At 38.8% G+C, this 12,179-nt stretch carries 14 protein-coding genes; 8 read left to right on the forward strand and 6 right to left on the reverse strand.

What is annotated here, in order from left to right:
• The first annotated feature begins 91 nt into the window (after window positions 1–91).
• Window positions 92–706 (forward strand): NAD(P)H:quinone oxidoreductase, encoded by a 615-nt coding sequence (gene wrbA, locus LG307_RS05650; RefSeq protein ID WP_404448871.1) that lies wholly within the window; start codon window positions 92–94, stop codon window positions 704–706.
• Window positions 707–868: 162 nt separating this feature from the next.
• Here the strand turns inward: wrbA and LG307_RS05655 are convergent, their stop codons facing one another.
• On the reverse strand, window positions 869–1,213 hold the full coding sequence (locus LG307_RS05655) for a hypothetical protein (RefSeq protein ID WP_404448873.1): 345 nt from the start codon (window positions 1,211–1,213) through the stop codon (window positions 869–871).
• 124 nt (window positions 1,214–1,337) lie between these two features.
• On the opposite strand from LG307_RS05655, the gene LG307_RS05660 reads away from it, so the two are divergent.
• Window positions 1,338–2,165: an aldo/keto reductase gene (locus LG307_RS05660; RefSeq protein WP_404448874.1), complete on the forward strand. Its 828-nt coding sequence runs from the start codon at window positions 1,338–1,340 to the stop codon at window positions 2,163–2,165.
• Between the two features lie 60 nt (window positions 2,166–2,225).
• Here the strand turns inward: LG307_RS05660 and LG307_RS05665 are convergent, their stop codons facing one another.
• The gene (locus LG307_RS05665) at window positions 2,226–3,023 is read right to left on the reverse strand and encodes a FixH family protein (RefSeq protein WP_404448876.1); all 798 of its coding nucleotides are present in this window, start codon (window positions 3,021–3,023) and stop codon (window positions 2,226–2,228) included.
• A 147-nt stretch (window positions 3,024–3,170) separates the two neighbouring features.
• On the opposite strand from LG307_RS05665, the gene LG307_RS05670 reads away from it, so the two are divergent.
• Window positions 3,171–3,590 carry a GNAT family N-acetyltransferase gene (locus tag LG307_RS05670; RefSeq protein WP_404448878.1) on the forward strand — a complete coding sequence of 140 codons (420 nt, stop codon included), beginning with the start codon at window positions 3,171–3,173 and terminating at the stop codon, window positions 3,588–3,590.
• A gap of 8 nt (window positions 3,591–3,598) precedes the next feature.
• Here LG307_RS05670 and LG307_RS05675 read toward each other — a convergent pair whose 3' ends face one another.
• Window positions 3,599–4,495, reverse strand: a complete 897-nt coding sequence (locus LG307_RS05675) for an RluA family pseudouridine synthase (protein ID WP_404448880.1) — start codon at window positions 4,493–4,495, stop codon at window positions 3,599–3,601.
• Window positions 4,496–4,655: 160 nt separating this feature from the next.
• Between LG307_RS05675 and LG307_RS05680 the strand changes: the two genes are divergently transcribed.
• Complete coding sequence (locus LG307_RS05680) at window positions 4,656–5,069, forward strand: DUF5365 family protein (protein WP_404448882.1); 414 nt, start codon at window positions 4,656–4,658, stop codon at window positions 5,067–5,069.
• Window positions 5,070–5,096: 27 nt separating this feature from the next.
• Here LG307_RS05680 and LG307_RS05685 read toward each other — a convergent pair whose 3' ends face one another.
• Complete coding sequence (locus LG307_RS05685; protein ID WP_404448884.1) at window positions 5,097–5,579, reverse strand: thioredoxin family protein; 483 nt, start codon at window positions 5,577–5,579, stop codon at window positions 5,097–5,099.
• A gap of 2 nt (window positions 5,580–5,581) precedes the next feature.
• The gene (locus LG307_RS05690) at window positions 5,582–6,016 is read right to left on the reverse strand and encodes a disulfide oxidoreductase (RefSeq protein ID WP_404448886.1); all 435 of its coding nucleotides are present in this window, start codon (window positions 6,014–6,016) and stop codon (window positions 5,582–5,584) included.
• 230 nt (window positions 6,017–6,246) lie between these two features.
• Between LG307_RS05690 and LG307_RS05695 the strand changes: the two genes are divergently transcribed.
• A complete protein-coding gene (locus LG307_RS05695) occupies window positions 6,247–7,923 on the forward strand; it encodes an alpha-glucosidase (RefSeq protein WP_404448888.1) in 1,677 nt (558 codons plus the stop codon).
• 170 nt (window positions 7,924–8,093) lie between these two features.
• Window positions 8,094–9,635 (forward strand): GNAT family N-acetyltransferase, encoded by a 1,542-nt coding sequence (locus LG307_RS05700; protein WP_404450385.1) that lies wholly within the window; start codon window positions 8,094–8,096, stop codon window positions 9,633–9,635.
• A gap of 424 nt (window positions 9,636–10,059) precedes the next feature.
• On the opposite strand, the gene LG307_RS05705 is transcribed toward LG307_RS05700, so the two are convergent.
• Entirely contained in the window at window positions 10,060–10,476 is a 417-nt protein-coding gene (locus LG307_RS05705) for a DUF4395 domain-containing protein (RefSeq protein ID WP_404448890.1), read from the reverse strand.
• Between the two features lie 244 nt (window positions 10,477–10,720).
• On the opposite strand from LG307_RS05705, the gene LG307_RS05710 reads away from it, so the two are divergent.
• Window positions 10,721–11,401, forward strand: a complete 681-nt coding sequence (locus LG307_RS05710) for a transaldolase family protein (protein WP_223492563.1) — start codon at window positions 10,721–10,723, stop codon at window positions 11,399–11,401.
• A gap of 73 nt (window positions 11,402–11,474) precedes the next feature.
• On the forward strand, window positions 11,475–12,152 hold the full coding sequence (locus tag LG307_RS05715; protein WP_404448893.1) for a DUF4867 family protein: 678 nt from the start codon (window positions 11,475–11,477) through the stop codon (window positions 12,150–12,152).
• Window positions 12,153–12,179 lie beyond the last annotated feature (27 nt).

Genomic DNA, 12,179 nt, shown 5'->3' on the forward strand with positions numbered 1-12,179 from the left:
ATATGGGTACAAGATAAGTTAGAAGGTAGATATCATTGAAACTGCAAACATGAAAAACCTTTCCAAAACTAGTAAAAAGGAGTGTTTGACAATGACTACAGATGTAAAACTGGCAATCATTTATTACAGTTCAACAGGTACAAACTATAAACTGGCAAAAGCTGCAGAAGAGGAAGCAAAGGCAAGCGGGGCAGAGGTGAAGTTGTTAAAGGTGCCTGAACTAGCCCCTCAACTGGCAATAGACTCCAACCCAACTTGGAAACAACATCTCGAGGAAACAAAAGACGTACCTGAAGTAAGTTTGGATGACCTTACTTGGGCGGATGCTTATATTTTTAGTGTTCCAACAAGATACGGGACAGTACCTGCACAGATGAAACAATTCCTTGATACAACAGGAGGACTGTGGGCAAAAGGAAAACTTGCAAACAAGGTTGCAAGTGCGATGACATCTGCAAGCAATCCTCACGGAGGTCAAGAACAAACTATATTAAATCTTTACACCACCTTATACCATTGGGGAGTTATCGTAGCGGCGCCGGGATATACGGACAACTCGATTTTTGAAGCCGGCGGAAATCCCTATGGTACAAGTGTAACGGCTGATCAAGACGGTAACTGGAAAGAGGACGTGAGTGCAGCGGTCAAACATCAGACAAAACGGACACTTCAAGTCGCAAGTGCCATTAAAAATGGAATGCAATAGGATAAAATTATAAAAACCCATCACTTTTGTGGTGGGTATTTATCTATGTGACTATTATCTGGTTGATTTCCGTTCCAGGCGCTTCGCTTGCCCGCGGAAAGCGCAGCCATTTGCGGAAAGTAACAGCGGCGTTTAACCAAATAACTAAAGTTCTTTAGAACACTAATTCTTTTCAATTGTGTGTTTGGTTCTTTTATATTTTCTGATGAAATAGGCACGTTGAACGAACAAGTAAGCAAGGAATACGGTGGAACAAAATATCGCTACCATCATATTGAAAAGCATTCCTCCGATATATAGGAGTCCATCAACCTTACTGGTAAGGAAGAACCAAATCGTCGTAGTGATAAACCATGTGAGGATGATAAAGGAAAGACTAATGGCAGTATGGAAAAAAAATGCCCCTTTACGCATCACCATTTGAGAGACATATACATAACTGACAAGTGTCGTGGAAACTATGGCCAATAAATTCAAGAGCATAATATAGTCATACATCTCCATCATCAAACTCCTTTTTTCTATATATATAGCGGGACAAATTCATGGGTGAGTACCTAGGCAAAATATTTGCATAATCGGTGTAATGGGACATAATAAAAGTATGATTGAAAATAGGAAGGTGAAAAAAATGAAAAGTTTAGCATCTACAACAACCCTACATAATGGAGTGGAAATGCCTTGGTTTGGCCTTGGGGTGTTTAAAGTAGAAGAGGGTCAGGAAGTAGAGTCTTCTGTAAAGATGGCCATTCATGCAGGTTATAAAAACATCGACACAGCAGCCATTTATAAAAATGAAGAAGGTGTAGGTAAAGGAATAAGAGAATCCGATATACCTCGTGAAGAGCTTTTCATCACTACAAAAGTATGGAATGCAGATCAAGGATATGAATCTACATTAAAAGCTTTCGATGAGAGCATGGAAAAGCTAGGTTTAGAATATCTGGACTTATATCTTGTACACTGGCCTGTTAAAGGAAAGTATGTAGATACGTGGAAAGCATTAGAAAAGTTATATAAGGACGGAAGAGTCCGTGCCATTGGGGTGAGCAACTTCCAAATTCATCACCTTCAGGATATTCTGGATGTGGCTGAGGTAAAACCAATGGTTAATCAGGTAGAGTATCATCCAAAGCTTTCTCAGGTGGAGCTATTAAATTTCTGTAAAGAAAATGGGATCCAAATGGAAGCGTGGTCCCCTCTGATGCAAGGACAGCTTTTGGATAATGAGGTATTAAAAGAAATTGCAGATGCTCATAATAAGTCCGTTGCACAGGTCATTCTTCGTTGGGATCTTCAGAATGGTGTCGTAACTATTCCAAAATCAGTGAAAGAGCACCGTATTAAAGAAAATGCGGACATTTTCGACTTTGAGTTGTCAGAAGATGAGATGCAGAAAATACATGCATTGAACGAAGACAAACGTGTAGGTCCAGATCCGGATAATTTTGATTTTTAACTCCTAACTTTAACAATAAAAAAGGTGCAGGGCTTAGTCGCCTTGCACCTTTATTCATATTTATTCCACTTCTAATTCTTCTTGTTGGTGTTCGTGTAATTCACCTTTTTCTACGTGAATCTGAATATAATGCAGACCACTTTCTTTCATGGTCGCTTTTGCTCCATAGACACCATCACTGACTTCTTTTGCATCTACGAATTCATGTTTTTCTGAATCTTCATGCCAAATTTCAAAACGAACCGTGGCATCTGTTAAAGCAGTATTTTCTTGCTTGATTTCAGTGGATAACGTGGTTTCCTCATTTGCTTTCACTGCTTTCGTATGCTGTAAAGTCATGCTTAAGCTGCTCTCATGCCCATGATGATCATTATGGTCTGTTTTTTCATGTGTCTCATGATCGTGACTATGACCTTCTTCTTCATGTTTTTCTTCTTTCTCTATAGGTTCTGGATTTCCAACAGTTAATTCAACACGTGGCATTACATGCATATCTCTGGCAGTAGTGTGCGCGACGACATAGTAAAAGCCTTCCTCTTCGAAGGTTTTCTTGATGGAATAACTTCCAGATCCGTCATTCTTTGCTTCTACCATTTCATGATCCGCTTCCTGACCTTGCTGCCATACCTCAAACTTCACTTCACTGGCATCATCCACATTCTCTCCACCTTGAGTGACGAGGGCTTCTATTTTCACTTCTTCATTCGGTTCCACTGCTTTAGGGAGCTTAATCTCTACTTCCACCAAGCTAGGCACGTCATCATTGTTTCCGTTTGTATTTTCATTGTTATTAGTTGATCCACAAGCTGCCAACATCATTAATGAAAGCAAGCTGATAAATAAGGTTATTTTTTTCAAAAAGAACACTCCTCTCGTTCAATGATTTTATTATAACTAGTATCCTAACGGAAAATTTCATCAAAAAGATCAATCTTGTGAACAAAAATAGTATGATATAGGTAATGACCATAAATGCATGGAACTATACATAGGGAGTGGTTGAAGTTGATCAAGCATTTACAAACAAAAGATGAATTACTTGAAGGTTTCCAAGTATTAAAGGAATTAAGACCACACCTCACAGAAGATACTTTTCTAGAAATATATGAAACCATGCACAAAGAGGGCTACGAATTATATGCGTATGCCGCAGAAGATGAGGTAGTCGCGGTTACGGGAATAATCATGCTAACCAATTTTTATGATGGGCGTCATATTTATGTGTATGATTTAGTGACAAAAAGTACAATCAGATCAAAAGGCTATGGGGAGAAATTGCTTAAGTACATACAAGAATTAGGGAAAGAAAGAGGCTGTGAGAAAGTAACCTTGTCCTCAGGATTACCAAGGAAAGATGCTCACAGATTTTATGAAAAGAAAATGGAATACGATAAAACTAGTTATGTATTTAGAAAAGAGCTGTAGCATCTATGCTACAGCTCTTCTAGTTTAATAAAGGAAGGGCCAAATTTACTTGGGACAGGAGCATGAACAGTTATGCTTTCTTCTTTAAAGGGGTGTGGAACAGTTAACCTCCATGCATGCAGGCTGTAGCGATGATGTTTGTATTTTGAACCATAAAGCTTGTCACCATAGATGGGATGACCAAGACTGCTCATATGTACCCTGATCTGATGCGTCCTTCCTGTATCGAGTGTTAATTCTACCAGTGTAAGTTGTTCGTTTGGAAAAGTCTTAACAACGTTGAAATGGGTAATAGCCTTTTGTCCATTTGGAGAGACTCTTCTTTTTGAAGCGTGATGGCGGTCTTTTCCAATAGGTTTATCCACAGTTCCTTTTGGCTTGCTCATTTCGCCTTCAACAAGTGCCAAATATGTTCGTTTAACTTTCCGCTCTTCCAGCATTCTGTCCAATATAGCGCCGCTAATGGCATGTTTTGCAAATAGGATGGCTCCGCTCGTGTCTTGATCTAAACGATGTACATGACGGACTTTAGAGGAGATTCCGTTATTTTTGAAATAGTGTGCCACTCCGTTGGAAAGAGAGCGGAAGTCTTGATCTGAAGTGGGATGTGTGTCCATCCCTGCTTCCTTATTAACTACCAATAGATGTTCGGTCTCGTAGATAATTTCGATATCCATGTTAGTAGCGGAAGGGGATATTTCTTCTGGTAAAATAGGGACAGAAATCTGGTCTCCTTCTTGAAGCGGTTTCGTCCAATTAGGAACCTCATCATTCACCAAAACTTGTTTGGACATTCGTAATTCATGCAGATGTCCTTTAGGAATACCAATGATATCTTTTAGGTATGTTTGTAATGGCAGTAATTGTTTGTTTGTTACGTAAAAAGTTAGTATATGGTTCATCATGGTAAGCCCCTTCATTCGATATATTTATCCTAAAGATAGGTCCCGGGTTTCACTTTTGTTGTCGTTTTGAGTCTATGGATTCCATTAACTACCTACCCAAAAAAAGATGCATTTATGTTACTCTTTTGTTATAGAGAAGTTACAAGGGTGGTTTTAATTCGTGAAAGTAGTATACGCTTCAACTCCAGAGCAGGAGGACCATATTGGTGAATTGGTCCAGCACCTCTTGACGAACATTCTTCCTTATTATTTCACAGATAAAGAGATAGAAAACCTAGCAAAGCAATTATCCCTTCACACTGGAGAAGTCCATGATACTTTTTCCGATTACAATGGAACATTAAAAGAAGCATTTCATATCATATCATGTCTTCAAGCAATTATTGCAGTTATTGAAACAATTCAAGAAGAGGATGTACTTACTAAGCATCGTGAAATTTTTAAGAGGAATGTTATTATGTTAAGGGAATACGGGTTTTCATTTCCGTTTTCGATTGATCAATTTGTACAAAAGCCTATCAAGTCGAATTTTTTTAGTAAATTCATTCGGCCTTCCAATCATTTTTTGATTTAAGTAAGAACAAAAACAAACTCCTGGCGGTTATTCGCCAGGAGTTTGTTTTACTTTTTCGAACCATTCTGTGAAGACGCTGCTGTCTTGGTGATAGTTCTCTAAGCGCTCTACTTCTTGTCCATCTACGAAATGGATGAAGGTAGGTGTGGAATTAATTCGGTAATCGTCCCAGCCTTCTTCAAATTCCTGTAGATTGTAAAGTTCCAAATCTATTCCCATCTCTTCTGCCATAGGGACAACAACAGGGCTTGTCTGCTTACATGCAGGGCAAGTGGAGCTGTAGAAATAGATTGTCTTTGTTTCCCCAGCATCCAAGTCTTCTTTCAATTGATCAGGGGTGATAATGTTTTGGTAAAGTGGATCATCAAGCTGTTTTTGTGTTTCAGTATGAAGCTTATCCTTACCAAAGGGATTGCCTTCCACATTTTGTTTTTGCTGAATATTGGTGATTACAACGAGTGCTATAAAGATGGCCATGATGACCGCCATAATAATGATAAGTTTTTTCAAGGTCAGTTACCTGCTTTCTTTGAAAGTTTTTTTACATAAAACAATATAACCGTAATGGAAGTAAAACCGATAAGAGCTAAAAATGGGATGGTAATAAAGCCCAGCCAATTAATATATTGACCAGTACATGGTACGACTCCACATGAAACGGAGTTTTCGCTAAAAAACGCAACTTTTTGAATCAAGTAATGATAGATGGATATGCTTCCACCGATGATGGATAAAGGTAGGACGTAGGTTGCAATACCAGCATCTTTTTTTACCGCAGCTATCCCGAGCAAAATAACTAAAGGGTACATTAATATCCGCTGATACCAGCAGAGCTCACAAGGAATGTACAACAATACTTCGGAGAAATATAAGCTGCCAAGTGAAGCAACAAGGGCAATGATTGCTGCCGCGAGCAATAGGTTCTCTATTTTTTTGGAATGATCCACGGTAACTCTCCTCTTTTGAATTCAAGATACTTTTCCCTAAAATTATAGTCGTTACTTTTCATTATTGCAAAATTAATCCCACCCTATGAATGTGAACTTTTTTTGACTTTGAGAAAGAAAGCGGTTTCCAATAGAGGGGGCTATCTTGTACAATGGTTATGGAATCGATTTCATTTATAGGAACAGGAAATATTACGATATAGAAACTAGTGATAAGGAGAAGAACTAATATGACAACTCAAACATGGTGGAAAGAAGCGGTAGTTTATCAAATTTACCCTCGAAGTTTCAATGACTCAAATGGTGATGGGGTAGGAGACATTCAAGGAATTATTGAAAAACTGGATTACTTAAAAGAGTTAGGTGTGGAAGTTGTCTGGCTTTCTCCAGTATATAAATCTCCCAATGATGACAATGGCTATGACATAAGCGACTATCGTACTATCATGGATGAATTCGGTACGATGGCAGATTGGGAAGAGATGCTTGCCCAGATGCATAAGAGGGATATCAAATTGATTATGGATCTTGTAGTCAATCATAGTTCAGATGAGCATGAATGGTTTAAGGAATCCCGTAAGTCAAAGGATAATCCATTTCGTGATTATTATATCTGGAGACCTGGGAAGGATGGGGCTGAACCGAACAACTGGGAGGCTACTTTTGGCGGGTCCGTTTGGGAATATGATGAGCAAACGGATGAATACTTCCTGCATCTCTTTTCCAAAAAACAACCTGATTTGAATTGGGAGAACCCTAAGCTACGACAAGAAGTATACGACATGATGAAATTCTGGTTGGATAAAGGTATTGACGGATTTCGAATGGATGTTATTAACTTTATTTCTAAAGTGGACGGCTTGCCTGATGGGGAGAAGGTTGAAGGCAAGAAATATGTGTCTGGACATCAATATTTTATGAATGGACCTCGTATTCATGAATTTCTTCAAGAAATGCATAAAGAAGTATTAGAACATTATGATGTCATGACGGTAGGAGAAATGCCGGGAGTATCTCCTGAAGAAGGAAAGCTTTATACAGGAGAAGAACGCAAGGAATTAAACATGGTCTTCCAATTTGAACATATGGACCTTGATACCCAGCCTGGAAAAAATAAGTGGCATTTGAAACCTTTGGACTTGCGGGATTTAAAAAAGTCACTAGGTAAATGGCAATCCGAGCTTGAAGATGGCGGATGGAACAGTTTGTATTGGAATAACCATGATCAGCCACGCATCGTATCAAGATGGGGAAATGACAAAGAATACCGAGTCACCTCTGCTAAAATGTTAGCAACATGTCTGCATATGATGAAAGGGACGCCCTACATTTACCAAGGGGAAGAACTCGGGATGACCAATATCAAATTTGACTCGATAGATGACTACAAGGACATTGAAACATTGAATATGTACAAGGAACGAGTAGGTGAAAATGGAGAATATCCACAGGAAATCATGGAATCAATTTATACTAAAGGCCGTGATAACGCCAGAACTCCAGTTCAATGGAATGGCTCAGATCATGCAGGATTTACTACCGGGACTCCATGGATCAAGGTGAATGAAAATTATCAGGAAATCAATGCAGAAAAAGCACTGGCAGATAAAGATTCTATTTTTCATTACTACCGTAAATTGATACAGCTACGTAAGCAACATGAGGTTATTGTGTACGGATCTTTTGAAATGTTATATGAGGATCATACAGAAATCTTTGCATACATTCGTACTCTAGGTGACGAAACTCTACTTGTTGTGACAAATTTCTCGGGAAATAACCACCAGTTCAACAGTACCATGGACCTAAAAAATGCAGAACTACTTATTAGTAACTATGAAACAGCCGAAAAGGAAGCAAATTCTTTTGAGTTGCGTCCTTGGGAAGCTAGAGTTTATAAGATTTGATGGTGTAAGGACAGGTCCCTTGACCCACTTTTGGTGTGCAGGGAGCCTGTCCTTTATTGTTTTGTGTTTCATTATGATAAAATTGGGGAATAAGTAATATTGGGCAATTCTCCATATTACACTCAGAAATAACCCCATTTTTATTTGTTTTTACATAAGGATAGGAGATGATGGCATTGTCAAAAATCGATTTATCTAAATTTGAGAAAAAAATGATTATCAGAAATATAGAATTGAAAGACATAGATGATATTATTGCACTTCAGCATGTATGCTTTCCTGGCATGCAGCCATGGAAGCCGGAACATCTTGAAAGTCATTTAAATATGTTCCCGGAAGGACAGCTTTGCGCGGAATATGATGGGGAAATAATTGGATCATGTTCAAGCTTATTAATCAACTTTGATGAATATGATGACCGCCATACATGGGATGATATAACAGATGAAGGGTATATAACCAATCACAATCCAGATGGTTATAACCTTTATGGAATTGAAGTGATGGTGCATCCAGGATTCAGACGTATGAAGGTTGGGCACAGGCTGTACGAAGCTAGGAAAGATCTTGCACGCAGGCTTAATTTGAAAAGTATCATTATTGGCGGCCGCATCCCAAACTACCATAAGTATGCGGAAGAAATGACCCCACGGGAATATGTAAGGCAGGTTATGCGTCATAAAATTTACGACCCTGTGCTTTCGTTCCAATTGTTGAACGAGTTTACGTTGATGCGCATCAATCCAGGATATCTTCCTGACGATGTGGCTTCCAATAAATACGCAACATTGATGGAGTGGAACAATGTAGAGTATATTCCACAAACTAAACGTCATTTTAAAACTTCTTTCCCTGTAAGGATTTGTGTGGTTCAGTACATGATGAAACCTATAAGTTCTTTTGAAGAATTTGCCACACAGGTGGAGTATTACACAGATGTGGCTTCAGATGCTGGTGCTGATTTTGCCGTATTCCCAGAGATATTTACAACCCAGTTGATGAGCTTCCTGCATGAAAAGGTGCCTAGCAAAGCAGTTCAGCGTCTAACAGAGTTTACCGAACAGTATATCCAGCTGTTTACAGATCTTGCGGTAAAATATAACGTAAATATTATTGGAGGTTCCCATTTCGTTGAGGAGGATGAAAAGGTATTTAACATTGCCTATCTATTCCGACGTGATGGAACGATCGAAAAGCAATACAAATTGCATATCACGCCGAATGAGCGAAAATGGTGGGGAATAAGCCGGGGCGACAGTGTTCGTGTCTTTGATACGGACTGCGGTAAAATCGCGATACAAATTTGCTATGATATCGAGTTCCCCGAGCTTGCCCGTATTGCTACTGAAAAAGGAGCAAATATTATTTTCTGTCCATTTAATACAGAAGACCGCCAAGGTTATTTACGTGTTCGTTACTGTGCGCAGGCACGTGCTGTGGAAAACCAGATTTACACGGTTATCGCAGGAACATGCGGCAACCTTCCTCAGGTGGAGAACATGGATATTCAATATTCCCAATCAGCTATCTTCGCACCGTCCGATTTTGAGTTTGCAAGGGACGGGATTGTTGGAGAGTGTAATCCAAATATTGAAATGGTAATCATTGGAGATGTGGACTTGGAAATCCTTCGCCGCCAACGTCAGTCTGGAACGGTGCGACAGCTGAAGGACCGACGTAGAGATGTTTATGAAATTAAGTATAAAAAATAATTTGTGTGTGAAAGCGATCCTTTTGTGGGGTCGCTTTTTTGATGTGTTTTGCAATTTTTGAGGGGGAGTAGCTGGCTGTGATTTAATGAGAGGGATGAATGAGGACAATGTTTGAGTTTTGTGGGGTGGGAGGTCGTCATAGGAGGTCAATGAGGACAATGTAGGAGGTAAATCCCAGGTGGAGGTCGTCATACGGGGTCAATGAGGACAATGTTTGATGTATATCCCTGGTACAGGTCGTCATACGAGGTTAATGAGGACAATGTTTGAGGGTTTATAGGGTGGGAGGTCTTCATACAAAGTCAATGAGAACAATGTTGCCCCAATGCAACCAAACAATGTCCTCATACGTTTTCAAGAATAAATCCCAGACAAAAAAATGAACCCCATAAAAGAGTTCACATCAAAATAATCATATCATTATCTACTTTGCTCTACGATATCTATACTGCTGCCACTGAAACCTGATAAAACATCCTACACAAAAGCCCATCAACGCAACTCCGGATGCAATACCTACCATAATGGCAAACGTATAACCGAGAACAACAAATCCGGAATAAAAACCGAAAAGCGCTAATGCCAAGCAGGCTACCGCAATGCTCTGGTTAAATTGCAGCTGTGCAACGTCTTCCTGAGGATAAGATCCTGCAGGTTTAGATAGAAATTTCCGTGCGACAATAAGAACTGGATTCCACTTAAACAACAATCCCATCACTCCTGCAAGCAAAGGAAATGCCATCAGAAAGTAAAGGCCAGTTGCAAGAGAAAGAATAACAGTCGTCAATATGAACCATTGATTAAAAGTGACCAAGGGTTTTGGTAAGGTACTATTTTTCATATTTTATTAATCCCACCTGTATAATCGGATATTTGTTAACAACATCATACTCTATACAAGGAAAGAAGTGCAATGATTAAAAACTGGATATAGGTGTTAGTAGAAAAATATAAAAAAATAATAAAAAACACTTGCAAATTTGTATGCGTTTTCTTATTATGTAATTAAAGGTAATAACCTTTAATGAAAGGTAACAATATTATTATCATTTTAGAAACATCCAGACATTTAGGAGGGAAATAGAATGAAATATTTTTTAGATAGTGCAAAAATTGAAGAGATTCGTTATGCGTATAAGAACTGGGGAATTGATGGAGTTACCACTAACCCAAGACATATCATGAACAGCGGTAAGCCATTCTTGACAGTATTAAAAGAATTAGGGGAAGAATTTAAAAACGTGGAAAACTTTCCGATCTCGGTTGAAATTAATCCACATTTGGAAGATCCTGAAGAGATGGTACGTGAAGGAAAAGAGATTGCTAGTTTATCAAGCAACTTCATCATCAAGATTCCTTGCACAGAGCCTGGACTAATTGCTGCGAAAAGACTGGAGGAAGAAGGAATCCGCACAAACGTTACCTTGGTATTTTCTCCTTCACAAGCACTACAGCCAGCTAGAATCGGAGCGAAATTCGTTTCTCCTTTCGTAGGTTGGAAAGAAAACAGTGGGGAAGATACAGCTCCTTACATTCAAGACATTGTAGATATTTACAAAATGTACAATGCGAAAACGGAAATCATTGTTGCAGCTCTAAGAAACGGTAAGCAAATTGCAGACGCAGCCAAAGCTGGTGCAGATATTGTGACATGCGGATTCGATGTGTACAAAACAAGCTTTGCACACCCATTCACTGATTACGGTTTAGGAGTTTTCCGTGATGCATGGGATAACACTGCCAAGGAATTGGAAGAAGTGAAGTAATCCTATTAGCTGGGCTCTCCGTCAAAGGAGAGCCTGCCTAATATAACACTGCTACTATATAGGAGAGTTGTAAATGTCTAAGCTTGAATTGTTAAGATCTCTTAATGCAAATCTATCCATTTTCGATATAAATAATAAAGAATTCATACCTTTTGGTAGAATAGTAGAAGAATACGATTTCACTAGTTATCTTAACTATATGAATGAAACGGATATTCCAAAGGAAGGCAATGTCTATATGGCATCGATTCCGGAAATGGAACTACAGGCACCTTCCGAATTAATCAAGGATAACTTTTATGGCGGAATGGACATTCAAGTTGGTTATTGTAACGGTGTAAACTCTACTTTAAATGGACTGGAATATCATAAATCCAGTGAAATTAATGTGGCAGGTACTGATATGATTTTACTACTTGGACAGGTTCAAGACATCATAGATAATTCTTTTAAAAGTGATAATGTAACCGGTTTCTTTATACCAAAGGGAAAAGCGGTTGAACTGTATGCGACAACACTCCATTTTGCACCGTGTAAAGTGCAGGATGAGGGTTTTAGAACGGTTGTTATTTTACCAAAAGGTACGAATGAGCCTTTAAAAGAAGGTCTTGAAAGAAAGTCAAAGGAAGACCAACTGTTATTTATGAAAAACAAGTGGCTTCTTGCACATCCGAATAGAAAGTTGCTCATGGAAAAAGGGGCACATCCAGGTATTGATGGGGAAAATATTGAACTTTTCTATAAATTGTAAACGCTTAAATAACGGTTGGAATTGAAG

Origin of the sequence: Sutcliffiella horikoshii (assembly GCF_044809035.1) — a bacterium.
Classification (GTDB): domain Bacteria; phylum Bacillota; class Bacilli; order Bacillales; family Bacillaceae_I; genus Sutcliffiella_A; species Sutcliffiella_A horikoshii_G.